This is a genomic window from Variovorax sp. HW608, from assembly GCF_900090195.1.
In the GTDB taxonomy this organism is placed as follows: Bacteria; Pseudomonadota; Gammaproteobacteria; order Burkholderiales; family Burkholderiaceae_C; genus Variovorax.
The window spans coordinates 6088834-6114657 of sequence record NZ_LT607803.1 but is presented as its reverse complement, the minus strand read 5'-3'; the positions used below and the strand labels follow the sequence as shown (position 1 = coordinate 6114657).

At 67.1% G+C, this 25824-nt stretch carries 19 protein-coding genes; 14 read left to right on the top strand and 5 right to left on the bottom strand.

Annotated features, from left to right (window positions below):
- Positions 1 to 62 precede the first annotated feature (62 nt).
- The 4 genes from VAR608DRAFT_RS28880 (at position 63) to VAR608DRAFT_RS28865 (ending at position 4916) form a co-directional block, all read left to right on the top strand.
- Complete coding sequence (locus VAR608DRAFT_RS28880; protein ID WP_088957198.1) at positions 63 to 605, top strand: fimbrial protein; 543 nt, start codon at positions 63 to 65, stop codon at positions 603 to 605.
- Between the two features lie 87 nt (positions 606 to 692).
- The gene (locus VAR608DRAFT_RS28875; RefSeq protein WP_172843913.1) at positions 693 to 1490 is read left to right on the top strand and encodes a fimbrial biogenesis chaperone; all 798 of its coding nucleotides are present in this window, start codon (positions 693 to 695) and stop codon (positions 1488 to 1490) included.
- Positions 1487 to 4057 carry a fimbria/pilus outer membrane usher protein gene (locus VAR608DRAFT_RS28870; protein WP_088957196.1) on the top strand — a complete coding sequence of 857 codons (2571 nt, stop codon included), beginning with the start codon at positions 1487 to 1489 and terminating at the stop codon, positions 4055 to 4057. Before VAR608DRAFT_RS28875 ends, VAR608DRAFT_RS28870 begins: the two co-directional genes overlap by 4 nt.
- 1 nt (position 4058) lies before the next feature.
- The gene (locus VAR608DRAFT_RS28865; RefSeq protein WP_088957195.1) at positions 4059 to 4916 is read left to right on the top strand and encodes a fimbrial biogenesis chaperone; all 858 of its coding nucleotides are present in this window, start codon (positions 4059 to 4061) and stop codon (positions 4914 to 4916) included.
- Here the strand turns inward: VAR608DRAFT_RS28865 and VAR608DRAFT_RS38320 are convergent.
- Positions 4900 to 5025 carry a hypothetical protein gene (locus VAR608DRAFT_RS38320; protein WP_269458503.1) on the bottom strand — a complete coding sequence of 42 codons (126 nt, stop codon included), beginning with the start codon at positions 5023 to 5025 and terminating at the stop codon, positions 4900 to 4902. The genes VAR608DRAFT_RS28865 and VAR608DRAFT_RS38320 overlap by 17 nt on opposite strands.
- A 69-nt stretch (positions 5026 to 5094) precedes the next feature.
- Positions 5095 to 5277, bottom strand: a complete 183-nt coding sequence (locus VAR608DRAFT_RS38140; RefSeq protein WP_231972998.1) for a hypothetical protein — start codon at positions 5275 to 5277, stop codon at positions 5095 to 5097.
- 205 nt (positions 5278 to 5482) lie between these two features.
- Here VAR608DRAFT_RS38140 and smc point away from each other — a divergent pair, with 205 nt between their 5' ends.
- The 5 genes from smc to def all read left to right on the top strand — a co-directional run bounded on the left by smc (position 5483) and on the right by def (position 13283).
- A complete protein-coding gene (gene smc, locus VAR608DRAFT_RS28855; protein WP_088957194.1) occupies positions 5483 to 8998 on the top strand; it encodes a chromosome segregation protein SMC in 3516 nt (1171 codons plus the stop codon).
- 55 nt (positions 8999 to 9053) lie between these two features.
- The gene (locus VAR608DRAFT_RS28850) at positions 9054 to 10151 is read left to right on the top strand and encodes a cell division protein ZipA C-terminal FtsZ-binding domain-containing protein (protein ID WP_088957193.1); all 1098 of its coding nucleotides are present in this window, start codon (positions 9054 to 9056) and stop codon (positions 10149 to 10151) included.
- Between the two features lie 23 nt (positions 10152 to 10174).
- Positions 10175 to 12262 (top strand): NAD-dependent DNA ligase LigA, encoded by a 2088-nt coding sequence (ligA, locus tag VAR608DRAFT_RS28845; RefSeq protein WP_088957192.1) that lies wholly within the window; start codon positions 10175 to 10177, stop codon positions 12260 to 12262.
- A 114-nt stretch (positions 12263 to 12376) separates the two neighbouring features.
- Positions 12377 to 12709 carry a hypothetical protein gene (locus VAR608DRAFT_RS37705; RefSeq protein WP_197700428.1) on the top strand — a complete coding sequence of 111 codons (333 nt, stop codon included), beginning with the start codon at positions 12377 to 12379 and terminating at the stop codon, positions 12707 to 12709.
- A gap of 34 nt (positions 12710 to 12743) precedes the next feature.
- Positions 12744 to 13283, top strand: coding sequence for a peptide deformylase (def, locus tag VAR608DRAFT_RS28835; RefSeq protein WP_088957191.1), 540 nt, complete (start codon positions 12744 to 12746; stop codon positions 13281 to 13283).
- Positions 13284 to 13286: 3 nt separating this feature from the next.
- Here the strand turns inward: def and VAR608DRAFT_RS28830 are convergent, their stop codons facing one another.
- Positions 13287 to 13694, bottom strand: a complete 408-nt coding sequence (locus VAR608DRAFT_RS28830; RefSeq protein ID WP_088957190.1) for a DoxX family protein — start codon at positions 13692 to 13694, stop codon at positions 13287 to 13289.
- A 174-nt stretch (positions 13695 to 13868) separates the two neighbouring features.
- Here VAR608DRAFT_RS28830 and VAR608DRAFT_RS28825 point away from each other — a divergent pair, with 174 nt between their 5' ends.
- The 3 genes from VAR608DRAFT_RS28825 to VAR608DRAFT_RS28815 all read left to right on the top strand — a co-directional run bounded on the left by VAR608DRAFT_RS28825 (position 13869) and on the right by VAR608DRAFT_RS28815 (position 17090).
- Positions 13869 to 14900: an amino acid ABC transporter substrate-binding protein gene (locus tag VAR608DRAFT_RS28825; protein ID WP_088957189.1), complete on the top strand. Its 1032-nt coding sequence runs from the start codon at positions 13869 to 13871 to the stop codon at positions 14898 to 14900.
- Positions 14901 to 15048: 148 nt separating this feature from the next.
- Positions 15049 to 16038 carry an amino acid ABC transporter permease gene (locus VAR608DRAFT_RS28820; protein WP_197700427.1) on the top strand — a complete coding sequence of 330 codons (990 nt, stop codon included), beginning with the start codon at positions 15049 to 15051 and terminating at the stop codon, positions 16036 to 16038.
- A complete protein-coding gene (locus VAR608DRAFT_RS28815) occupies positions 16029 to 17090 on the top strand; it encodes an amino acid ABC transporter permease (protein WP_231972997.1) in 1062 nt (353 codons plus the stop codon). Before VAR608DRAFT_RS28820 ends, VAR608DRAFT_RS28815 begins: the two co-directional genes overlap by 10 nt.
- Before the next feature lie 3 nt (positions 17091 to 17093).
- Here the strand turns inward: VAR608DRAFT_RS28815 and VAR608DRAFT_RS28810 are convergent, their stop codons facing one another.
- The gene (locus tag VAR608DRAFT_RS28810; RefSeq protein WP_088957188.1) at positions 17094 to 19679 is read right to left on the bottom strand and encodes a [protein-PII] uridylyltransferase; all 2586 of its coding nucleotides are present in this window, start codon (positions 19677 to 19679) and stop codon (positions 17094 to 17096) included.
- A gap of 26 nt (positions 19680 to 19705) precedes the next feature.
- A complete protein-coding gene (map, locus tag VAR608DRAFT_RS28805; protein WP_088957187.1) occupies positions 19706 to 20530 on the bottom strand; it encodes a type I methionyl aminopeptidase in 825 nt (274 codons plus the stop codon).
- A 130-nt stretch (positions 20531 to 20660) separates the two neighbouring features.
- On the opposite strand from map, the gene purL reads away from it, so the two are divergent.
- Both purL and VAR608DRAFT_RS28795 read left to right on the top strand, forming a co-directional pair.
- On the top strand, positions 20661 to 24770 hold the full coding sequence (purL, locus tag VAR608DRAFT_RS28800; protein WP_088957186.1) for a phosphoribosylformylglycinamidine synthase: 4110 nt from the start codon (positions 20661 to 20663) through the stop codon (positions 24768 to 24770).
- A gap of 406 nt (positions 24771 to 25176) precedes the next feature.
- Positions 25177 to 25701 carry a fimbrial protein gene (locus VAR608DRAFT_RS28795; protein ID WP_088957185.1) on the top strand — a complete coding sequence of 175 codons (525 nt, stop codon included), beginning with the start codon at positions 25177 to 25179 and terminating at the stop codon, positions 25699 to 25701.
- The last annotated feature ends 123 nt before the right edge of the window (positions 25702 to 25824 follow it).

Here is a 25824-nt window from a genome sequence, read left to right as displayed (position 1 = left end):
CGTCTGATCGAAGACGGCCGTCCGTCCGCTCTGTTTATTGAAACCGTTCGAAAGGAAAAATCATGTCGAAGAAATTGGCGCTAGCCATTGCCGCGTCCTGCCTGGCCGCGATGGGGGGACTGGCGCAGGCCCAGAGCAACACCATCACCTTCAACGGTGAAGTGGTCGAGACGACCTGCGACCCTGTCGTGACCGGTGGCAACTACACCGTCACGCTCGATCAGGTCGCCAAGAGCGCCCTGATCGCCAGCGGCCCCGGTCGGTACTCAGCACTGAGCGTTCCGTTCTCGATCCAGGTGGTGAACTGCCCGGCGAGCGTGTCAAAGGTCGGCGCGGTGCTGGACTCGAGCACCTACGACGCGGCCAACTTCAACCTGAACGACCTGACCACCTACGGCAGCAATGCCGTCCAGATCCAGGTCATGGACGGAACGGATCCCACGACGCAAGTCGAGGTCGGCGCGGCCGACCCGGTGACCTATGTGTCGACCGTCAGCAACGCGGCAAGCATTCCGATGACGGCGCATTACTTCGTGAAGGACGTCGCGAATGTCGTGACCGGAAAGATCAAGACGACCGCCGTCTACGCATTGCGTACTCAGTAAGTCACGCAGCGCCACGAGGACATCGCCCCGATGTCCTCGTGGCGCCCTCGCATTCCTTCTTTTCTCCATGACGCAAAGCGAATCCCGATGTCTGCACTGAAGCCAAAATTTCCCGGCACGGGAATCCTGCTGCTGGCGTTCCTGATCCTGTTCCTGGTCGAGGTTCAGGCTCACGCAGGGGTCGTGATGTATGGAACGCGGGTCATCTACCCTTCCGAGAAGAGCTTCGTCTCGGTCAGACTCGCCAACCAGGACAAGACCCCTCATCTGATCCAGGCCTGGGCCGACGATGGCAGCCTTCCTGCGGAGAAGGCCGCGCCGGCGCCGTTCGTCGTGCTGCCGCCGTTGTTCCGACTCGATGGGGGCGCCCAGCAGTCCGTCCGGCTGATGTTCAGCGGCGACGTCGATTTGCCGGCGGACAGGGAGTCGCTGTACTGGTTCAACTTTCTTCAGGTTCCTCCGGAAAGCCCGGCCGGTCCCGACGTTGGCGGCGCGCAGATCAGCATCTCCTTCCTCAACCAGGTCAAGCTTCTCTACCGCCCGGCCACCGTGAAGGGCGAGGTCCACGATCTCAGGGATCGCCTCGTGTTCACGCTGACTCGCAGCGGGAAGGACTGGCGGCTCACAGCCGAAAACCCGACGGGGTTCTACGCCAACTTCGTGGAGGCGGCCCATCTCCGGGTCGGTGATGAATCGCTTCCGGTCGACTTCGGCGGCGCCGTGACGCTCGCGCCGTTCTCGTCCCTGAGCTGGCGCCTGGCAGGGGGCCGCGCCTCCATGGCGGCGCCGAGCCTCGAGTTCTCCCTGATCGACGATTCCGGCAATCCGAGGACCCATCGGAAGGCCGTCGCAGTCCTTGCGCCGGATGGGGGAACGAACCCATGAGCCGTCGCCGCACGACCATCGCCCGAGCCTGCCTGATCCTGGCAGCGCTCGCCGCCGAGGCCCAGCATGCCGCCGCCAATGAGGCCGCCGTTTCCCCGGTCAGGTTCAACAGCGCCTTTCTGCGCGGCGGCAGCGCGGCGAACGTGGATCTTTCCATCTTCACGAAAGAGGGCAACGTTCCGCCCGGGCGGTATGAAGTCGACCTCTACATCAACGGCTCCTTCCTGAAAAACGTCGAGCTGGCCTTCGTCCTCGCGGGAGATCGGGTCAGGGCGTGCCTGAACCGGGAACTGATCGTCGATGCGAACGTGCTCGAGGATGCGATCGCCACGCCTTGGCAGGACCAAAGCTGCAGATCGGTCGAGGACGCCGTCAGGGGCGCGACCGAATCCTTCGACTCGTCCCGCATGCGACTCGACCTGGTCTTTCCGCAGGTGTCGCTGCGCCGCACGCCACGGGGCTTCGTTCCCGAGTCGGCCTGGGACAGCGGCGAGACCGCCGGATTCGTCAACTATTCCGGCAGCTACTACAACAATTCCTACCGCGGGGCGAATCGTTCGCTCAATTCGACCTACTTCAACCTGCAAAACGGCCTGAACCTCGGCCTTTGGCAACTGCGCAATTCTTCGACCCTGCGCCACACGCCGGCGGGCGGAACCGCATTCACCTACGGCAATACATTCCTTCGCCGCGCATTGCCGGCGTGGCGCTCCGAACTGACGCTGGGAGAGACCTCGACCAGCGGGACGCTCTTCGATGCGCTCAGCTTCCGCGGTGTCCGTCTGGCGAGCGATGAACGCATGCTGTCGCCCAATCGGCAGGGTTACGCGCCGGTCGTGCGCGGCATGGCCTACAGCAATGCGCGGGTGGTGATCCGGCAGGCGTCAACGATCGTCTATGAAAGCTCGGTGCCCCCGGGCGAGTTCGCTTTCGACGACCTGTACCCGACGCAGAACTCGGGGGACTTGACGGTCGAGGTGACTGAAGCCGACGGCAGCGTGCGCAGCTTCGTGGTTCCTTTTTCTGCGGTCGCCGCTTCGCTGCGGCCCGGTCTGTCGCGCTATGCGGTCACGGCCGGCAGAACCAAGGTCGCCTATTCGGGTGTCGAGAACGTGGGATTCGCGGAAGCGACCTACGAGCGCGGGATCAGCAATCGATTGACTCTCAACGGCGGCGCGCAGCTGGCCGGCAATAACTATGCGGCGATGGCTGCGGGCGCTGTCCTCGCGACGGACCTGGGCGCCTTCGGCGTCGGCGCCAGCTTTGCACACGCGGGCGTCCGCGACGCCCCATCGAACGGCTGGCAGTTCAAGAGTTCCTACAACACGGCGTTCGCGGCGACGGGAACCAGCCTGACCCTGGCCGGTTACCGCCATTCGACCTCGGGCTACCGGTCGCTGGCCGATACGCTCGGGGGCGGCGCGGCGCCGTACTACATCGACGATCAGGGAAACCGCGTCCGCTCGAACACCTTCAAGCAGAGGAATCGATTCGACCTGCTGGTCAGCCAGCCGCTGGGGCGCTCCGGATCGGTCTTTGCAAGCGCCATCAGGCAGGACTACTACGACCACTATCGTCCGGGAACCCAGTTCCAGCTCGGCTACCAGAATACGCTGGGCCGGGTGGGCTACAGCGTCAGCCTTTCCCGGCAGTCCCAGGCCGCGATCTACGGCAGGCCCCAGGCGCAGAACGTCGCGATGCTGTCGATTTCGGTGCCCCTGGATCTGGGCCGCCGCAGCGCCTCGCTGACGTCCAGTGTGAGCCGCTACGGCGATCAGGGAACGGTCGTCCAGTCGAACCTGACGGGGACGGCCGGCGCGCACAACGAATACTCGTATGGTGCGAATGTCTCGAGGGACAGCGGTCAGCGCGTGACCCGCGCGGGCGTGAACCTCGGGCGCAACACCTCGATGGGGGCGTTCGGCGCCGGCTACTCCCACGGGACCGATTCCTCGGCGTTCTCGGCCTACGCCCGCGGGGCAGTGGTCGCTCACCGAGGCGGCGTGCTCCTGGGCCCCTATGTCGGCGATACCTTCGGCATCGTGGAGGCCGAGGGGGCCGGGGGAGCCAAACTGACGAATGCCGCGGGCGTGGTCCTGAACCGCGCTGGCTTCGGCATCATTCCGGCGCTGGCCCCCTATCGCTACAACACGGTGAGCCTGGACCCCGCCGGCGCGCCAGACAACGTCGAGCTCGAGGAAACGCAAAAACGCGTCGCTCCCTACGCCGGTGCGATCGCGCGGATCCAGTTCAAGACGCGCACCGGCTATCCGGTGCTGGTCGATGTCGAGCTGGAGGATGGCAAGCGGCTGCCGGTCGGCGCGCCGGTGTCGGACGCCCAGGGCCACGAGGTCGGCGTGGTGGGCCAGGGAGGTCACCTCTACGCGCGGGTCAAGGCGGCGACCGGCGTGCTCTTCGTCGCGTTGGGGCCGGGCGGCGCGAAGTGCGAGGCCGCCTACGACATCGCGGGTCAGGACCTGGGCCAGGCATTGATCCGGACCCGCGCGGTCTGTCGACCGGTGGCGCCGTCGGCGCAGGCTGCCCGGCCGATCGAGACGGCGTTGTGAGGTGGAGTCGGTGGCGCTTCGAACACCTTTGACCAGCCGTTGCCGCCGGGCAGCGGCCGCGCTGCGCATCGCCTGCGTCCTGCTGGTGGCCTGTCCGACGGCTGCGGGAGCGCGCGCCGAGACAGGGGCCGGACTGTTCGTCAGCGCCACCCGGCTCGTGTTCCCCGGCACCGCGCGCGAAGCCTCGCTGCAGATCCACAACGAGAATGTCTATCCGGTGCTCGTGCAGACCTGGGTGGATGCGGGTGATCCGACCGCGGATCCGGCGACGATCGATGTGCCCTTCGTGGTTCTTCCGCCGCTGATGAGGCTGCAGCCGAACGAGGCCCGGGCGTTGAGGGTTGTCTACACCCGGCAGCCGTTGCCGAGCGATCGCGAGTCGGTCTTCTGGCTCAATGCCCAGATGATTCCGCCCCATCCGGACGACGGCGCCGCCCGCGACCATGTGATGGAGGTGTCGGTGCGGATCCGGCAGAAGATCTTCTTTCGCCCCCCACGACTGGTGGGCGGATCGGCAGAGTGGATCCAGAGGCTCGACTGCAGGCCGTCCAGGCAAGCCGAACTGGTCATCGTCCAGTGCCGCAATCCGACCCCTTACTTCGCGACCATCGACCGCCTCGGCATGACCGAAGAGGATGGGGAGTTTTCCGCGCTCGGCGACATGCTCGCGCCGTTCGGCGAGATGGAGTTCCGGCTGTTGAAGGAGGGCGCTGCCCTCGATCGCGATCGACCCGACAGGCAAGCCGCGGGCAGACTGAGCATTGCCGCCATCGACGATGAAGGACGCGTGACGGTCGTTGTCAACGACGCGCCCCCGTGGTCCGCCCCTCCGGTGCGACCGGCTACTTCGGCACCATAGAAAAGAACGGACCGAGGTTTCCGAGAAGCCAGTTCTGGCTGAAATCCAGCGCGGCGCGCCGGTATTTCTCGTCCGCCTGCGCCGCCAGCAGGTCCAGTCGCGCGACCACCTTCGACAGTTCGCGATCGACCAGCAGGTTGCGGCCCCGGTCGCTGATTTCAGTCGCCAGCAGCAGCGGTTATCCATCCGGGCCCGCCTTGGAGCTGATGAGCCAGAGCGAAATCTCGAAATTGCGCGCCGCCCGGTAGCTGTTCTCGGCGTTCACGCCGTCGAGCATGGTCTGCTCCCAGGTGTTGCCGTTGGCCTGCTTGAGCAGGCTCTCATAGGGCTCCGCGCGCTGCGTCGAGGTGCAGCCCGCCATGAACAGAGCGGCCGTGCAGATTCCGGGCAGCCATGCAAGACGTCGAACGAGAGGGAAACGAAGAGGGACATCGAGGCAGAAACGGCACGGGGCACGCATGGTCCGCACGTTATCATCCCGGCCTCGGGTGGCGGCCGATCCCCGTGGGTGACGGCCAGTGAAAATTCCCTTACAAATCAACACCTTGGCATAGGGCCGACCTGTCGTGCGTCTCAACTCCATCAAGCTATCGGGCTTCAAGTCGTTCGCCGAACCCACCAATTTCCTGCTTCCCGGCCAGCTGGTCGGGGTCGTCGGGCCCAACGGCTGCGGCAAGTCGAACATCATGGACGCCGTGCGCTGGGTGCTCGGCGAATCGCGCGCCTCCGAATTGCGCGGCGAGTCGATGCAGGACGTCATCTTCAACGGCACCACCACGCGCAAGCAGGCGAGCCGTTCGAGCGTGGAACTGGTATTCGACAACGCCGACCATCGCGCCGGCGGCCAGTGGTCGCAGTTCGCCGAGATCGCGGTCAAGCGGGTGCTGACGCGGGACGGCAATTCGAGCTACTACATCAACAACCAGCCGGTGCGCCGGCGCGACGTGCAGGACGTGTTCCTCGGCACCGGCCTCGGCCCGCGCGCCTACGCGATCATCGGGCAGGGCACGATCAGCCGGATCATCGAATCCAAGCCCGAGGAACTGCGCCTGTTCCTCGAAGAGGCCGCCGGTGTCTCCAAGTACAAGGAACGCCGCCGCGAGACCGAGAACCGCCTGGGCGACACGCGCGAGAACCTGACCCGCGTCGAAGACATCCTGCGCGAGCTCGGCAGCAACCTCGAAAAGCTCGAGAAGCAGGCCGAGGTCGCGGCGCGCTACAACACGCTGCAGGCCGACGCCACGCGCAAGCAGCATCAGCTCTGGTTCCTGAAGCGCACCGAAAGCGAATCGGACCAGACCCGCATCAAGCTCGATGCGGAAAAGGCGATCAACGACCTCGAATCGCGCACCGCCGATCTGCGCCACATCGAGGCCGAGCTCGAAACCATCCGCCAGGCCCACTACGCGTCAGGCGACCAGGTCAACCAGGCGCAGGGCAAGCTGTATGAGGCCAGCGCCGAAGTGGGCCGCCTCGAAGGCGAGATCCGCTTCGTGGTCGAAGGCCGTCAGCGTGTCGAGCAGCGCCTCGTGCAGCTGCGCGAGCAGATCGCGCAATGGAATGCGCGCCGCGAAGACGCCGAAACCGAGATCGAAACCCTGGCCGGCCAAGGCGTGAACGCCGAAGAGCAGGCCGAACTGCTTGCCGCCCAGCTCGAAGAGCACGACGCGCGCATGCCCGAACTGGAAGACGCGCAGCAGCGCGCGCAAAACGAGGCCAATGCGCAGCGCGCCGCGGTCGCGCAGGTGCAGCAGCAGATCCAGGTGCTGGCGGCCGATCAGCGCAACATCGAGGAACAGAGCCGCCAGCTCAACCAGCGCGCCGAGCGCCTGCGCAGCGACCAGAACGCGCTCGCCGCGCCCGACGAGGCGCGCCTGCAGGACATGCAGGAGCAACTGGCGGCCGCGCAGGAAGCTTCCGCCGAGGCGGAAGCGCGGCTGCACGAGCTGCAGGATTCGGTGCCCCAGCTCGACGAGGACCGCCGCAACCGCCAGCAGACGGTGAACACCGAGGGCGCGCGGCATGCCGAACTCGCGGCGCGGCTCGAAGCCCTGAAGGCGCTGCAGGAAAAGGTCAAGACCGACGGCAAGCTCGCGCCGTGGCTCGCCAAGCACGGCCTTGAAAGCCTGCAAGGGCTGTGGAGCCGGATCCACATCGAGCAGGGCTGGGAGAACGCCCTCGAAGCGGCGCTGCGCGAACGCCTGGGTGCGCTCGAAGTCAGCCGCCTCGACATGGTGCGCGCTTTCGGCAACGACGCGCCGCCGGCCAAGCTCGCGTTCTACAGCCCGCCGTCGGCCGCCGCACCGTCAGGCGAGGGCGCCTTGCCCCGGCTTTCCGCGCTGCTTCGCCTCAGTGACGCCGGCCAGCAGGCGCTGCTCGAAGAATGGCTCTACGGCTGCTTCACCGCGCAGACGCTCGAAGAGGCGCTGGCGCAGCGCGAGCAGCTCAAGGCCGGCCAGGTGATCTACGTCAAGAGCGGCCACGCGGTCACCGCGCACAGCGTGAGCTTCTATGCGGAGGATTCCGAGCAGGCCGGCCTGCTCGCACGCCAGCAGGAAATGGAAAACCTGGAGCGCCAGCTGCGCGCCCAGACCCTGATCGCGGAAGAGTCGCGCAGCGCGCTCGCGCGCGCCGAGTCGGCCTATGCCGACGCGGCGCAACGGCTCGTCACCGCGCGCCGCGAAGCGGCCGACACGCAGTCGCGCGCGCACGAACTCCAGGTCGAGACGCTGCGCCTCACGCAGCTCGCCGAACAGACCCGCGCGCGCAGCGAGCAGCTCTCCAACGACCTCGGCGAGGTCACGGCCCAGCTCGAGGAACTGCAGGAGCGCCGCATCGCCGCCGAAGGGCGCTTCGAAGAGCTCGACATGCAGCTCGCCGACAGCCAGGAGCGCCATGCGCAGCTCGACGAGCGCGTGATCGAAGCCGCACGTGTGCTCGCCGCCAGCCGCGAACAGCACCGCAGCCTTGAGCGCCAGGCACAGGAGGCCACCTTCGCGCAGCGATCGCTCGAAGCGCGCCGCGGCGAACTCAGCCGCGCCATCGAGACGGCCGCGCAGCAGACCACGTCGCTCGCCGATGAAGACGAACGCGCGCGCGCCGAACTGGGGCGCCTGTCGGATGCCGCAGCGCAAGCCGGCCTGCAGGACGCCCTGTCGGTCAAGCTCGAACGCGAGTCCGCGCTCGGCGCGGCACGCAGCCAGTACGACGACCTCACGCTCAAGCTGCGCGCGAGCGACGAGCGCCGCCTCCAACTCGAACGCGAGCTCGACCCGCTGCGCCAGCGCATCACCGAATTCCAGCTCAAGGAACAGGCTGCGCGCCTGGGCTTCGAGCAGTACCAGCAGCTGCTGGCCGATGCCCATGCCGACCTCGAAGCGATCGCCCAGTCGATCGAGACCGACAAGGTGCGCCTCACGGGCCTGCAGGGCGAGATCGACCGGCTCAACCGCGAAGTGGCCGGGCTCGGCGCGGTCAACCTCGCGGCGCTCGACGAGCTCGCGGTGGCGCGCGAGCGCAAGACCTTCCTCGACTCGCAGTCGGCCGACCTCAACGAGGCCATCGGCACGCTCGAAGACGCGATCCGCAAGATCGACGGCGAAACGCGCGAGCTGCTGGGGGGCACCTTCAAGACGGTCAACGACCACTTCAGCCGCATGTTCCCGGAGCTGTTCGGCGGCGGCAACGCCAAGCTCATGATGACCGGCGACGAGATCCTCGACTCCGGCGTGCAGGTCATGGCGCAGCCGCCGGGCAAGAAGAACCAGACCATCCACCTGCTCTCGGGCGGCGAGAAGGCGCTCACCGCCATCGCGCTGGTGTTCGCGATCTTCCAGCTCAACCCGGCGCCGTTCTGCCTGCTGGACGAAGTGGACGCGCCGCTCGACGACGCCAACACCGAGCGCTACGCCAAACTCGTGACCTCCATGAGCCGCGAAACCCAGTTCCTCTTCATCAGCCACAACAAGATCGCCATGGAAATGGCCGAGCAGCTGATCGGCGTGACGATGCAGGAGCAGGGCGTGTCGCGCATCGTCGCGGTGGACATGGAATCGGCCGTCTCGATGGCCGAGGCTGCATGAGCCGCCGGGCCGCCCCAAGGCGAATCCCGAAGCGCCGCTGCGCGAGGGGAATCCAGTGAGCAGCCTGACCGTCGCACTCGCCATCCTCGGCGGACTGACCCTGGCCGCGGTGATCGGCTACAACGCATGGACCTCGCACCGCAACGCGCCGCGTCAGCCCGACGCGCGCAGCGCGCAAGCTCCCGAGGCGGACGTCGACTCGCCACAGGTAGACCGCGAGCCGGTGCTTCACGTCGATCCGCATCAGGTCGCCGGCGCCGAGCGGCACGAACCCTTGTTCGACCCGGCCTTGCCCGCGCCGAGCGCGTTGCCCGTGCCATCGGTCGACCGCCGCGGCGGCCTCGATCCGCTGATCGACGTGATCGCGCCGATCTCGCTCGAAGGACTGGCTTCCGGCGATGCAGCGATTGCCGCGATGCCGGCCACGCGCCGGGCCGGCAGCAAGCCGGTGGCGATCGAAGGCCTCAACGAGCACACGGGCGCGTGGGAGCCTGCAGTGCAGGGCCAGCGTTACAGCGCGTTCCAGGTCGGGGTGCAGCTCGCCAACCGCACCGGTGCGCTCAACGAGATCGAGTATTCGGAATTCGTCGTCAAGGCGCAGGCCTTTGCGGATGCGGTGAACGGCGCACTGGAGTTTCCAGAAATGCTCGACGAAGTCGCCCGTGCGCGCGAGCTCGACCAGTTCGCCAGCTCGCACGATGCGCAACTGAGCTTCGTGCTGCGCGCTCGCCATGCGGCATGGAGCCCCGGTTACGTGCAACAGAACGCCTCGCGTCTCGGCTTCGTGCCGGGCATGATCCCCGGCCGCATGGTGCTGCCCGCGGCCGAGCTGGGCCTGCCGCCGATCCTCGGCCTCGCGTTCGACACCCAGGCCGCGCTGGCCGACGATCCCGCGCAGTCGGCGATCCGCCAGCTCTCGATCAGCCTCGATGTGCCGCAGGTCGACCGCGAGGAAAGGCCGTTCGAGCGCATGCGGGATGCCGCCGCGGCCCTGGCGCACGACATGGACGGCATCGTGACCGACAGTGACGGCCAGCCGCTGCAGGGCGAGGTCATGGACGCGATCGGCGTCGACCTCGAGCAGCTCTACGACACCCTTGACGCGCGCGACCTGTCGGCGGGTTCGCCGCTGGCACGCCGCCTGTTCAGTTGATTGCCGCTCTTCGGGAGATCCGCATGACCACGCGCGACGACGCGGCCCGCGAAGCCGCCGCATTGAGCGAGCAGCTCCATCGCCACGCTCACCTCTACTACGTTCTCGACGCGCCGGAAATCCCGGATGCGGAGTACGACAGGCTGTTCCAGCGCCTGCAGGCGCTCGAAGCCGAATACCCGGATCTGCGCACGCCCGATTCGCCGACCCAGCGCGTCGGGGGCAAGCCGCTCGAAGGCTTCACCAAGGTGCGTCACAAGGTGCCGATGCTTTCGATCCGCACCGAAACCGACATCACGCCGGCCGGCGCCAGCGCCTTCGATGCGCGCGTGCGCAGGGAGCTGGACCTCGCCGAGGACGGGGCCCAGGTCGAATACGTGTGTGAGCTCAAGTTCGACGGGCTGGCGATCAACCTGCGCTACGAGAACGGCGTGCTGGTGCAGGCCGCGACCCGCGGCGACGGCGAGATCGGCGAAGACGTGACGCAGAACATCCGCACGGTGCAGCAGATCCCGCTGCGGCTGCATGGCGAGGCTTCGAAGATTCCACCGGTGGTGGAAGTGCGCGGCGAGATCTACATGCGACGCGACGATTTCGAGGCGCTCAACGAGCGTCAGCGCCAGAAGATCGCCGATGGCCAGAAGAACGAGAAGGTGTTCGTCAATCCGCGCAATGCGGCTGCGGGCGCGGTTCGCCAGCTCGACCCGGCGATTGCCGCCGACCGGCCCTTGAGCTTCTTCGCCTATGGGTTCGGCGAAGTGACGCCGCCGGAGCAGGGCGGACCGGCGTACGCGACGCAGTTCGACTGGCTGCAGCAGTTCGGCGCCTGGGGCTTTCCGGTGGCGCAGCAGACTGCGCGTGCGCGCGGCGCGGTCGAGCTGATCGCCTTCCACGAAACCATCGGCCGCCAGCGCGATGCCTTGCCCTACGACATCGACGGCGTGGTCTACAAGGTCGACAGCCTCGAGGCGCAGCGGCAGCTCGGCTTCGTTTCGCGCGAGCCGCGCTGGGCGGTCGCGCACAAGTATCCGGCGCAGGAGCAGCTCACGCAGGTGCTCGGGATCGAGGTGCAGGTGGGCCGCACCGGCAAGCTCACGCCGGTCGCCAAGCTCGCACCCGTGTTCGTCGGCGGCGTGACGGTGACCAACGCCACGCTGCACAACGAGGACGAAGCCCGGCGCAAGGACGTGCGCGTGGGCGACACGGTGATCGTCCGGCGTGCCGGCGACGTGATTCCCGAAGTGGTCGGCGTGGTGCCCGAGAGCGCGCAGCGGCCCGACAGCGAGCGCGGCCCCGTCTTCACGATGCCGCACAAGTGCCCGGTCTGCGATTCCGATGCGGTGCGGGAAGAGGGCGAGGTCGACTACCGCTGCACCGGCGGACTCTTCTGCGGAGCACAGCGCAAGGAGGCGATCCTGCACTACGCGCAGCGGCGTGCCCTGGACATCGAAGGCCTCGGCGACAAGCTGGTGGAGCAGATGGTCGACGGCAACCTGATCCGGACGCTGCCCGATCTCTACAAGCTCGGCCTCGTGACGCTCGCCGGGCTCGAGCGCATGGCCGAGAAATCGGCCAAGAACCTCATCGATGCGCTGGAGTCCTCGAAGAAGACCACCTTGCCGCGCTTCCTCTTCGGCCTCGGGATCCGGCACATCGGCGAAAGCACCGCGAAGGACCTCGCGCGGCATTTCGGCAAGCTCGACGCGATCATGGATGCGACCGGGGAGCAGCTGCTCGAAGTCAACGACGTCGGCCCGGTGGTCGCGCAGAGCGTGCGCACCTTCTTCGACCAGCCGCACAACCGCGAGGTGGTCGAACAGCTTCGCGCCGCCGGTGTGCACTGGGAGGAAAGCGAACCGGAAGCGCGCGCGCCCAAGCCGCTTGCGGGCAAGACCTTCGTGCTGACGGGCCAGCTTCAAACCCTGAGCCGCGATGAGGCCAAGGACATGCTCGAGGGCGCGGGCGCGAAAGTTGCCGGCTCGGTCAGCAAGAAGACCGACTACGTGGTCGCCGGCGCCGAGGCCGGCAGCAAGCTCGACAAGGCGCGCGACCTGGGCGTGGCGGTGATCGACGAGGCGGGCATGCTGGAAATCCTGAGGAACGGACTCTGAGCGGCCCGCTCAAACCCTGACGGGGCCATCTTTACATGGCCCGGCGCGGGCGCTGTCAACACGGGTTGCCGGCCGGCGTTGAACAGAGAGAAGCGTATCGACCAGGAGTGCGTCATGAGCGGAGTTCGTCTTCTTGCGGCAGGCCTCGCGGCCAGCGGTGCGATCGTGCTGGGCGGCTGTGTGGCAGTGCCGTCGGATCCGTACTACAGCGGCGGCGTGGCGTATTCGCAGCCGGCTTACGGCTACCCCTATTCCTATCCGTACTACTACCCCTACTACTGGGGGCCGTCGATCTATCTCAGCGGCGTCTACGGCTACTACGGGCATGGCTATTACGGGCACCCGTATCACGGCGGCTACTGGCACGGCTCTCCGTACTGGGGCCATGCGGGCTATTACGGCGGGTACCGGGGCGGTGGGGGCTGGGCGCGAAGAGGCCGCGTCTGACTGCTGAATCCGATGGCCTCACGATAATGTCCCGATGGCCATCCGTGAAATCCTGAAAATGGGCGACCCCCGGCTGTTGCGCGTCGCGCAGCCGGTCGCCGAATTCGACACCGACGAACTTCACCTCCTGGTGCGGGACATGTTCGAGACCATGCAGGCGGCAAGCGGCGCTGGACTGGCCGCGCCGCAGATCGGCGTCGATCTGCAGGTCGTGATCTTCGGGACCGACGCGGTCAACCCACGTTATCCGGACGCACCGGTCGTGCCGCGCACGGTGCTCGTGAATCCCGTGGTCACGCCGATCGGCGCCGAGGAGGAAGAGGGCTGGGAGGGCTGCCTCTCGGTGCCGGGCCTGCGCGGCGTGGTGCCGCGCTTCGCCAACATCCGCTACACCGGCTTCGATCCTTACGGCGATCCGGTCGACCGCAGCGTGAGCGGCTTCCATGCCCGCGTGGTCCAGCATGAGGTGGACCACCTGCTGGGCAAGCTCTATCCGATGCGGGTGCGCGATTTCTCGCGCTTCGGCTTCACCGAGGTCCTGTTTCCGGGCCTCGATGCCGCCGAGGACGACTGAAGATCAGTTGTAGCGGCCGCCGGTGCCGCCGACGCTGAAGCGGCCCGCGCCGAGGAAGGCGATGGCGATCGCGCCGAAGAGGAACATGCCCTCGAGTTCGAGGACCCAGCCGCCGGTCTTGCCGATTTCCCACAGACGGCCCGTGTGGACCAGCCAGAGCGCGAAGAGCATGTTGATGGCGACGATCCATCCGGCCAGGCGCGTGTAGATGCCGGCGATCAGCAGGACCGGCGCAAGGATCTCTCCCACATAGACCAGATAGGCCACGGCGCCGGGAACGCCGTGCGAACTCAGCATGTTCTCGATCCAGCCAACGCCGCCCCCTCTGAGCTTGGAAATACCGTGCAGCAGGACCAGGACGCCGAGCGCGACGCGCAGAACGAACTTGCCGGTGTCATCGGAACGAACCATGGTGGAGTCATCCTCTTCTTCGAGTGAGTTGAAAGAAAGGTCAGATTGTGGTCGATGCCGGCGCGCGCTAAATGCATGTGCTGCCAACCCGCGGTTCTTTGGCAGATGTCCGCGAGCCCTCGTAAACTGCCCGCTGCCGTCAATTCCGACAAGACCAACCAAGAGGGGTTCCGAATGAACAAAGCTTTCCGTCCTGCGCTGGCTTCCCTGGCCGCCGTCCTGGCCTTCGCCGCCGCACCGGCCTTTGCCGGCAAGACGCTCGATGCGGTGAAGCAGCGCGGCAGCGTCAAGTGCGGGGTGACCAACGGCGTCGCCGGTTTCTCCGCCCCCGACACAGAGGGCAACTGGTCGGGCCTCGACGTCGACACCTGCCGCGCGGTCGCGGCGGCGGTGCTGGGGGACGGCAAGAAGGTGGAGTTCGTGCCGCTCAACTCGCAGCAGCGCTTCTCGGCGCTGCAGGCCGGCGAGATCGACATCCTGGCGCGCAACACGACCTGGACGCTCACGCGCGATGCGTCGCTCGGCTTCCATTTCACGACCATCACCTACTTCGACGGCCAGGGCTTCCTGGTGCCGAAGAAGATCAAGGTGACGAGCGCCAAGCAGCTCAAGAACGCCACCATCTGCACGCAGGCTGGCACCACCAACGAGAAGAACGTCGCCGACTACTTCAAGGCGCAGAACATCCCGGTGAAGACGGTGGTGTTCGAGAGCTTCGAAGCCTCTTTCAAGGCCTTCTTCGCCGGCCGCTGCCAGGCCTTCACGACCGACACTTCCGCGCTCGCGGGCCTGCGCAACAAGGAGGCGCCGAACCCCGACGACTACGTCATCCTGCCCGAGCTGATCTCCAAGGAACCGCTGGCGCCGCTGGTGCGCCGCGGCGACGACGAGTGGTTCGCCATCGTCAAGTGGGTGCCGAATGCGCTCATCGAGGCCGAGGAGTTCGGCGTCACGCAGGCCAACATCGACGACCTCAAGGCCAACAGCAAGGACCCGGCGCAGATGCGCCTGGTCGGCACCGGCGACGACCTCGGCAAGCTGCTCGGCCTGGACAAGGACTGGTCGTACCGCGCGATCAAGGCGGTGGGCAACTATGGCGAGGTCTTCGAACGCAACGTCGGGCCGAAGTCCGTGCTGAAGCTGCCGCGCGGAACGAACAACCTCTGGAACAAGGGCGGGCAGATGTACGGACTGCCGGTCAGGTGAGCCGGCAGTCCATGGCGAGCCGCCGTACCCGCGTCCTGTGAAACCGACGCGGCCAAGCCCAGGGCGCCCGTGGAACCGGCTTCGCCGGGCCGCCGGGTGCGCCCCCTCGAGGGGGGAGGCGGCTACACGAAGTGAGCAAGCAACGGGGGTGGTTTCATTTCGCGCCGTCTGGGTCGCCTGGATCGTGCAGGCGCTGCTGATCGCGGCGATCGTCGGCGGCGTCTTCTGGCTGGTGAACCATGCCCTGGAAGTGCTGCGCGCGCGCGGCGTGCGATCGGGCTTCGACTTCCTGCTGCAACCGGCCGGCTTCGAGATCTCCGAAGGCTGGCTGGAGTTCAGCGCGGGCCAGCCGTTCTGGCGGGCGTTCCTCGCCGGGTTGATCAACACCATCCGCGCATCGATCCCGGCCGCGGTGATGGCGGTCGTCCTGGGGACCTTGCTGGGCATCGGCCGGCTGGCGCCGCATGTGCTGGTGCGCGGGCTGTGCGGGCTCTATGTCCAGGTGGTGCGCAACGTGCCGCTGCTGGTGCAGCTGCTGATGCTTTACTTTGCGCTCACGCAGCTGCTGCCGGATTCGACCGAGCCGATCGAGCTGATCGACGGTTTCTGGCTCAGCAAGGGCGGTCTGTCGATGCCGTGGCCGGTTCCGGACGAGGGCGCCTTCTGGCCGAGCCATTTCGAGTGGCCGGAACGCGGCAGCTTCAACGTCAGCGGCGGTGCGGCGCTGAGTCCGGAGTACCTTGCGGTGGTCATCGCGCTCGGGCTCTATACGGCGGCTTTCGTCGCGGAAATCGTGCGCGCGGGGATCATCTCGGTGTCGCAGGGCCAGAAGCTCGCGGCACAGGCGCTGGGCCTTTCGCCGGTGCAGCAGCTTCGCATCGTGGTGCTGCCGCAGGCGCTGCGCGTGATCGTGCCGGCGCTCACGAACCAGCTGCTGAGCCTGACGAAGAATTCCTCGTTGGCCGTGGCGGTGGGCTATCCGGAGCTGGTGTCGGTCGCCAACACATCGCTCAACTCGACCGGCCGCGCCTTCGAGTGCATCGCGGTGATCATGGCGGTGTATCTCGCGCTTTCGCTCGTCATTTCCGCCGCGATGAACCGCTACAACGCGCGCGTCGCGCTGAGGGGATGGCGTTGATCGGCGCGGCGCGTTCTCCCATCGAATGGCGCAAGGAGCTGTGGGGATCGCCTCTTCGGGCGGTATTTACCGTCGTGCTCGTGCTGCTCTTCGCATGGGCCGGGCACTACCTGGTCGAATGGGCGGTGGTTCACGCAGTGTTCCGCCCGGATGCAGAGGCCTGCCGCGCGTTGCAGCACGGCGCGTGCTGGGGCGTGATCGCCGAGAAATGGCGGCCGATCCTCTTCGGCCGCTATCCCTACGAAGACCAATGGCGGCCGGCCGTGGCGGTCATCGTGCTGTCGCTGACCACGATGCTGAGCGCGTGGCCGCGCACCTGGCGCTGGTGGCTACTGCCCGTGTGGCTGGTTTCGCTCGCGCTGTTCCTGGTGCTGATGCGCGGCGGCGTGCTGGGCCTGGAGGGGGTGCCGACGAACCGCTGGGGTGGCTTGCCCCTGACCATCGGGCTCGCGGTCGTCGGGCTGGCGCTCGCGTTTCCACTGTCCCTGGCGCTGGCACTGGGCCGGCGTTCGCAGTGGCCGGTGGTGCGCACGCTCTGCGCCACCTACATCGAGCTGGTGCGCGGCGTGCCGCTGATCTCGGTGCTGTTCATGGCTTCGTTCCTGCTGCCGCTGCTGTGGCCGGCGGGCTGGCAGCCCGATGTGCTGCTGCGTGTGCTGGCCGGCCTGGCGCTGTTCGTCGCGGCCTATCTGGCCGAGATCATCCGCGGCGGCCTGCAGGCCGTGCCGCGCGGCCAGACCGAAGTCGCCATGGCGCTCGGCTTCGGCCGCTGGCCGGTGCAGCGCGACATCGTGCTGCCGCAAGCCCTGCGGCTGGTGGTCCCGGCGCTGACCAACAACGTGGTCGGCACGCTGAAGGACACCTCGCTGGTCACGGTCGTCGGGCTGTTCGAGCTGACCGGCGCCCTGGGCCTCGCGCTCGGCGGCGATCCGACCTGGCGGCCGTTCTACCTCGAGGGCTATCTGTTCATCGCGCTGGTCTACTGGGTGCTGTGCTTCGGCCTGTCGCGCTACAGCGTGTGGCTCGAGCGCCGCCTCGCGAGCGCGCCCTGAGCCTCAGGCCGCGAGTGCGTCGAGCAGCTCGGTTTCGATCGCCGCCTGGGCGCGCTGTCCCTGCAGTTCGGGCCCGCTGATCAGGAAGGTATCTTCCACCCGCTCGCCGAGCGTCGTGACCTTGGCGAGTTGCAGGTTCAGATGGTGCCGCGCCAGCACGCGCGCCACCGAATAGAGCAGCCCCGCGCGGTCGCTAGCGGAGATGCTGAGCAGCCAGCGCTGCGCCTTCTCGTCCGGCAACAGGCTGACGCGCGGCTTGATCGGAAAGCTGCGCACCCGGCGCGACACCCGGCCCTTGCTCGGCGTGGGCAGCGGCCCGGCTTCGCGCAGGGCCTTGGCGAGGCCGGCCTCGACCATGTTGATGAGGTCGCGGTAGTGCTCTGGGATGAACGTGGTGATGACCTGGAAGGTGTCGAGCGCGAAGCCGTTGCTCGTCGTGTACACCTTGGCGTCGAGGATGCTGAACGACGCCTGGTCGAAATAGCCGCAGATGCGCACGAACAGGTCCGGCTGGTCGGGCGTGTAGACCGCCACCTGCAGGCCTTCGCCCACCGGCGAAATCCGCGCGCGCACGATCGGCGGCCGGTGCAGGTCGACCGGAACGCCGGCCGGCGGCACGTGGTAGGAGAGCTGCCGCGCGTGCCAGGCGATCTCCGAGGGATCGTGGCGCATGAAGTAACTCACGTCGAGCGTGTCCCACAGCCCCTTGTGCGCATCGAGCGGCTCGGCGTGCAGGGCGAGCTGCGCGATCGCGTCGCGCTTGCGGGCCTCGACCTCGGCGCCCGGGTCGGGCATGCGGCCGCCGAGGGCGCGCAGGGTGAAGCGGTAGAGGTCCTCGAGCAGCTTGCCCTTCCAAGCATTCCAGACCCGCGGCGAGGTACCGCGGATGTCGGCCACGGTGAGCAGGTACAGGGCCGTGAGGTAGCGCTCGTTGCCCACGCGCTTCGCGAAAGCGCCGATCACTTCCGGATCGCCGAGGTCCTGCTTCTGCGCGACCTGGCTCATCACGAGATGCTCGGCGACCAGGAATTCGATCAGCTTGGCGTCTTCGCGCGCGATCTCGTGCTGGCGGCAGAAGCGCCGCACGTCGCGCGCGCCGAGCGTCGAATGGTCGCCGCCGCGGCCCTTGGCGATGTCGTGGAAGAGCGCCGCGATGTAGAGGACCCAGGGCTTGTCCCAGCCCGCCGCGAGCTGCGAGCAGAAGGGGTATTCGTGCGCATGCTCGGCGATGAAGAAGCGCCGCACGTTGCGCAGCACCATCAGGATGTGCTGGTCGACCGTGTAGACGTGGAACAGGTCGTGCTGCATCTGCCCCACGATGCTGCGGAACACGCGCAGGTAGCGCCCCAGCACCGAGGTCTGGTTCATGAGCCGCAGCGCATGCGTGATGCCGCGCGGCTGCAGCAGCATGCGCATGAAGGTCTTGTGGTTCTCCGGGTCGTTGCGGAACTTGCTGTCCATCACGTGGCGCGCGTTGTAGAGCGCGCGCAGCGTGCGCGCCGACAGGCCCGTGACGCCGATGGTCTTCTGGTAGAGCAGGAAGGTCTCGAGGATCGCGTGCGGCTCCCGGAGGTAGAGGTCGTCGCTCGCGACCTCGATCATTCCGCCCTTTTCGAAGAAGCGCTCGTTGATCGGCGTCGGCTGGTCGGCCTGCGGCTGCAGCCGGTCGGCGATGTTGAGCAGCAGGATCTGGTTGAGCTGCGAGACCGCCTTGGCGGCCCAGTAGTAGCGCCGCATCAGCGCCTCGCTGGCCTTGCGCTGCGACTCGCCGACGTAGCCGAAGGTGGCCGCGACGGCGGTCTGCAGGTCGAACACCAGCCGGTCCTCGCGGCGGTTCGCGGTCACGTGCAGGCGGGCGCGGATCAGGCTCAGCAGGGCCTCGTTGCGCTTGATCTGCTGCACCTCGAAGGTGGTGGCGAGGCCGTTCCTGGCCAGGTCGTCCCAGCGGCCGCCGAAGCCGGCCGCCTTGGCCGCCCAGAGGATGATCTGCAGATCGCGCAGGCCGCCGGGCGATTCCTTGCAGTTGGGTTCGAGCGCGTAGGGCGTGTTCTCGTACTTCTGGTGCCGGTGCCGCATCTCCTGCGTCTTGGCCGTGAAGAAGGCCAGCGGGTCGATGGCGGCCAGGAAGCGCTTGCGGAAACCGGCGTAGAGCTTCTTGTCGCCGACGATCAGGCGCGATTCGAGCAGGGAGGTCTGGACCGTGACGTCCTTCGCCGCCTCGGCCAGGCATTCGGACACCGTGCGAACGCTGGAGCCGATCTCGAGGCCCGCGTCCCAGCAGTGGCCGATGAAGGCTTCGATCCGCGTGGGGTCGATCGGCGGCTCGCCCTCCGGGAGCAGCAGCAGCACGTCGACGTCGGAGTAGGGGAAGAGCTCGCCCCGCCCGAAGCCGCCGACCGCCACGAGCGCCAGCTGGTTGCCGAAATCCGCATCGGTCCACAGCGCGGTGAGGGTTTCGTCCGCCAGCGCCGCGAGCTGGCGCAGCACGGTGTGGACGCTGCGCGTCGGGGCGCGGGCGCTGCGCAGCTGGTCGAACAACGCCAGCTTGTGCGTGCGATAGGCGTCGCGCAGCGACGGGATGTCCATCATGGCTCCCCTGAAGAGCACGCGCGGTTTCAAGCCGCGTCGGTCACGAAGGCGGGGGGCGGCGGGCTTCCGGCCGACAGCGTGAGCACCTCCCAGCCGGTCTCGGTGACCAGCACGGTGTGTTCCCACTGGGCAGACAGCGAGTGGTCGCGGGTGACGATCGTCCAGCCGTCGTACTGGCCGCCCTTGGCGTCTTCCTTGATGTCGCGCTTGCCGGCGTTGATCATGGGCTCGATGGTGAAGGTCATGCCGGGCTTGAGCTCTTCCAGCGTGCCGGGGCGGCCGTAGTGCAGCACCTGCGGCTCTTCATGGAAACCGAGGCCGATGCCGTGGCCGCAGAACTCGCGTACCACCGAGAAGCCGTTGCCCTCGGCAAAGCGCTGGATCGCATGCCCGATGTCGCCGAGATGGGCGCCGGGCTTGACCTTCATGATGCCGTGCCACATGGCCTCGTAAGTCATCGTGCACAGCCGCTTGGCCGCGATCGACGCGTCGCCGACCACGAACATGCGGCTGGTGTCGCCGTGCCAGCCGTCCTTGATGACGGTGATGTCGAGGTTGACGATGTCGCCCTTCTTGAGCGCCTTGTCGTTCGGGATGCCGTGGCAGACCACGTGGTTGACCGAGGTGCAGATCGACTTCGGGTAGGGAACGCTGCTGGCGCCCATGTAGTTCAGCGGCGCCGGGATCGCGCCCTGGACCTGCGTGATGTAGTCGTGCGCGAGCTTGTCGATCTCGTTGGTGGTGACGCCGGGCTTGATGTGGGGGGTCAGGTAATCCAGCACTTCGGACGCGAGGCGGCACGCCACGCGCATGCCGGCCACGCCTTCGGCGTCTTTGTAGGTAATGCTCATGGGGCGGAATTATCCCATTGACACCTTAACACTGCCCCAGGCTCGGCACTTTGTGTCCTCGCGGCCCCCGAGGGGCTGCGGCCACCTTGGGAGCGGCCCGGCGGTGGCCTAAAATTCAGGGTTCACGCGGATGGCCCCAGTCAGCGGCTGCCGCCTTCTACGCATTCTTCATCCTCAATCCGGCCAGCCGGCCAAGCCGAACGTGACGTTGCCCGTGAACCCGTCTTCCCATCCCGCCCATGTGGTGACCTTCTTCGAGGGCGGCAGCGCGCTCAGCGACTTCCGGGCCCGGCAACTGCTGCCCAAGCTGCAGGCGCTGGAACCCCGCATCGAGGGCATCAGCGCCCGCTTCGTGCATCTGGTCAGCACCGACAAGGCGCTGGATGCGCCGGCCCGCGAGCAGTTTTCGGCGCTCCTGGGCTACGGCGAACCCTTCGTCGCCCCGGCGAAGACCGGCGCGACCGTCGTCGTCACGCCGCGCCTGGGCACCGTGTCGCCCTGGGCATCGAAGGCGACCGACATCGCCCACAACTGCGGGCTGGCCCTGCACCGGGTCGAGCGCGTCACCGAATACCACCTGACCTTGAAGGCGCCGCTCTTGGACAAGGCCCTCGGCAAGTCCGCCGCGCTCGATGCCGAACAGTTCGCTGCTGTCGCCGGCCTCTTGCATGACCGGATGACCGAGTCCGTGCTGCCCCGGCTCGACGAGGCGGCCGGCCTCTTCGCCGAGCTGCCGCCGCAGCCGATGGCCCACGTCGATGTGCAGGGCGGCGGCCGCGCCGCGCTGGTCGAGGCCAACAAGACCTTCGGCCTGGCGCTGGCCGAGGACGAGATCGACTACCTCGTCGACGCCTTCACCCGCCTCGGGCGCAACCCGAGCGATGTCGAGCTCATGATGTTCGCCCAGGCCAACAGCGAGCACTGCCGCCACAAGATCTTCAACGCCGACTTCATCATCGACGGCCAGCCGCAGCCGCAAAGCCTGTTCTCGATGATCCGGCACACCGAGCGCCAGAACCCGCAGCACACCATCGTCGCCTACGCGGACAACGCCTCGATCATGGAAGGCCATCCGGTCGAGCGCTTCGTGGCGGCGGCCGGCGCGGCCAGCTACGGCAAGAGCGACGCGACCCACCATGTGCTGATGAAGGTCGAGACCCACAACCATCCGACCGCGATCTCGCCGTTCCCCGGCGCATCGACCGGCGCGGGCGGCGAAATCCGTGACGAAGGCGCGACCGGGCGCGGTTCGCGTCCCAAGGCGGGCCTGACCGGCTTCACCGTCTCCAGGCTCTGGCCGAAGGAGGGCAGCTACGGCAAGCCCGAACACATCGCCAGCCCGCTGCAGATCATGACCGAGGGGCCGCTCGGCGGCGCCGCCTTCAACAACGAATTCGGCCGGCCGAACCTGCTCGGCTACTTCCGCGAATACGAAGAGACCGCGGCGAGCGACATCGATACCGTGCAGCGCGGCTATCACAAGCCGATCATGATCGCCGGCGGCCTCGGCAGCATCGACGCGGCGCAGACCAAGAAGATCCGGTTTCCGGCCGGCGCCTTGCTGATCCAGCTCGGCGGACCCGGCATGCGCATCGGCATGGGCGGCAGCGCGGCCAGTTCGATGGCCACTGGTGCGAACCTGGCGGAACTCGACTTCGACTCCGTCCAGCGCGGCAACCCCGAGATCGAGCGCCGCGCGCAGGAGGTCATCAACCACTGCTGGCAGCAGGGCGAGGCCAACCCGATCCTCGCGATCCATGACGTCGGCGCGGGCGGGCTGAGCAATGCCTTCCCTGAGCTCACCAACGACGCCGGCCGCGGCGCGCGCTTCGACCTGCGTGCGGTGCCGCTCGAGGAATCGGGCATGGCGCCCAAGGAAATCTGGTGCAACGAGAGCCAGGAGCGCTACGTGCTCGCGATCGCGCCCGGATCGCTCGACCAGTTCCGCGCCTTCTGCGAGCGCGAGCGCTGCCCGTTCGCGGTCGTCGGCGTCGCTACCGAGGAGCGCCAGCTCCTCTTGGCCGACGAGGGCGCCGAAGACCAGCCGGTCGACATGCCGATGGAGGTGCTGCTCGGCAAGCCGCCGAAGATGCTGCGCGACGTGAAGTCGGTCGCGCGCCGCTTCAAGCCGCTGGACCTGACCGGTGTCGATCTGCAGAAGGCCGCGATCGACGTGCTCTCGCACCCGACCGTGGCATCGAAGCGCTTCCTGGTCACCATCGGCGACCGCACCGTAGGCGGGCTGAGCCACCGCGACCAGATGGTCGGTCCCTGGCAGGTGCCGGTGGCCGATTGCGCGGTCACGCTGGCCGACTACAAGGGCTTCGCCGGCGAGGCGATGAGCATGGGCGAGCGCACGCCGCTGGCCGCGCTCGACGCGCCGGCTTCCGGCCGCATGGCGGTGGCCGAGGCGATCACGAACCTGCTGGCCGCGCCGATCGAGCTGTCGAGAGTCAAGCTGTCGGCCAACTGGATGGCTGCCTGCGGGGAGCCCGGGGAAGACGCGGCGCTCTATGAAACCGTCAAGGCGGTGGGCCTCGAACTCTGCCCGGCGCTCGGCATTTCGATCCCGGTCGGCAAGGATTCGCTGTCGATGCGCACGCAATGGAAGGACGGCAACGCCGACAAGAAGGTGACCTCGCCGGTCAGCCTGATCGTCAGCGCCTTCGCCACGCTGGCGGACGTGCGCGGCACGCTCACGCCGCAGCTCGACGCCGCCGAGCCCGATACCACGCTGGTGCTCGTCGACCTCGGCCGCGGCAAGCACCGCATGGCCGGCAGCATCCTGGCGCAGACGCTGGAGCAGAGCGGCGATGCGGTGCCCGATCTCGATGATCCGCAGGACCTCGTGAAGCTGGTGAATGCGGTCAATGCGCTGCGCGCCGAAGGCAAGATCCTCGCGCTGCATGACCGCAGCGACGGCGGCCTGTTCGCGGCCGCGTGCGAGATGGCTTTCGCGGGCCACGTCGGCGTTGCGCTCAACGTCGACCTGCTGGTCACCGAGGGCGACGGCATCAGCGACAGCCGCGCCGAATACGGCGATGCCAAGAACTGGGCCGGCCAGGTCAGCGCACGCCGTGAGGAACTCACGCTCAAGGCGCTCTTCAACGAAGAACTGGGCATGCTGCTGCAAGTACGCACCGCCGATCGCAACGACGTGATGCAGACCCTGCGCGCGCATGGCCTGAGCACCCACAGCCACTTCGTCGGCAAGACCCGCCCCGAAAGCGCGTCGATGGACGCGGGCAAGGGCAAGGTCGAGGTGTGGCGCGATGCCAGGTCGGTCTTCAGCGCGCGCCTCAGCGACCTGCACCAGGTCTGGGATTCGGTGAGCTGGAAGATCTGCCGCGAGCGCGACAACCCCGACTGCGCCGATGCCGAACACGCGGCCGCGGGTGATCCGCAGGACCCGGGGATGCACGTGCACCTGGCCGGCGGCGTTATCGAGAACGTCGCGGCGCCGTTCCTGAAGCTCGCGAGGCCCAAGGTCGCGATCCTGCGCGAGCAGGGCGTCAATTCGCACGTCGAGATGGCCTATGCCTTCACCGAAGCGGGCTTCGAGGCCTTCGACGTCCACATGACCGACCTGCAGACGGGCAGGGCGGACCTCGCGAACTTCAAGGGCGTGGTCGCCTGCGGCGGTTTCAGCTACGGCGACACGCTGGGTGCCGGCATCGGCTGGGCGCGCAGCATCACCTTCAACCCGCGTCTGGCCGAGCAGTTCAAGGGCTTCTTCGGGCGCAGCGACACCTTCGGCCTCGGCGTGTGCAACGGCTGCCAGATGTTCGCCGAGCTGGCCGACATCATTCCGGGCGCTGAAGCCTGGCCGCGCTTCACCACCAACCAGAGCGAGCGCTTCGAGGCCCGCCTGTCGATGGTCGAGGTGCTGGATTCGCCGAGCCTGTTCTTCGCCGGCATGGCCGGCAGCCGCCTGCCGATCGCGGTCGCGCATGGCGAGGGCTATGCCAACTTCCGGCATCGTGGCGACCCGGCCAAGGCCATCGCGGCGATGCGCTACGTCGACAACCACGGCCAGCCGACCGAACGCTACCCGTTCAACCCGAACGGCAGCGCCGGCGGCCTGACTTCGGTGACCACCCCCGACGGCCGCTTCACCGCGCTGATGCCGCATCCGGAGCGCGTCTTCCGCAACATCCAGATGAGCTGGACTTCGGGCGACAAGAACGAACTCAGCCCGTGGATGCGCATCTGGCGCAACGCGCGCAAGTGGGTCGGCTGACGCCACCCATCGGCGTCCCCTCTCCCAGCGACTGAGCAGGCCCTGCGGTCGCCCTTCGGGGCGACTGCAGGGTCATGCGTTCCTGCTCCGCAGCCATCCTCGGCCGCCGCCTCTCGAGGGCGCGCGGCGGCTCGGCTTCGCCTCTTCTCAGGGAATATTCTCATCCAATCTAGAGAAACGTCTTCATTTTGAGAAGATTCTTATTCATCCGATTCGGCCAATTGTTTACAGTTGAGTCATGGTCGAGTTGATCGATGAATATCGATTTCAAACCAGACCGAGGCGGAAAGATATCGCAAAGACAAGAATAATCAATTTGTGGATTTTTTTCCTTTTTGATTGATGGCTCGAAATATCAAAATCGAGTCATCGGATTTAAACGTTTTTTCAACTTGGAGGTATTTTCATGAAAAAGTCGGTTCTCTTTGCAGCGCTCGTCGCCACCCCGTTCTTCGCCTTCGCCCAAAGCGCGAACACTATCACCTTCCAGGGCGAAGTCGCCGCGCAGACCTGCTCGGTCGCGGTGAACGGCAATTCGAACAATCCGGTCGTCCTGCTGCCGACGGTGAGCCAGTCGCAACTCGACGTCCTGGGCAAATCGGCCGGTGAAACCGAATTCACCGTGTCCGTGAGCGGTTGTTCGACCAGCACCTCGGCACAGGCCATGAACACGACGTTCATGCCCAACACCGTGACCGGCAGCGGCAATCTCGCGAATACGGGCAGCGCTTCGAACGTGAGCCTGCAATTGCTCGATCCGCAGGCCGGAACGCCCTTCAATCTGACCGGCGGTCATTCGGCTCCGGGCCTGGTCGTGGCCGCGAACGAAACCACGGCTTCGCATCAATTCGCGGTGCGTTATTTCGCGGAAGGCGCAGCAACGCCGGGCAGCGTGATCAGCGCAGTTCAATACGCGGTCACCTACCCGTAAGCGGCCGCCTCCGGGTCGCCCTGCAGACGCGGGGCGCCTTGTCAAGGACAACGCGGGAAGACCGATTTCACGCGCACTTGCGCTAGCCTGCAAAAGGTGCCGATCGCCAGCCGGCGGTCGGCA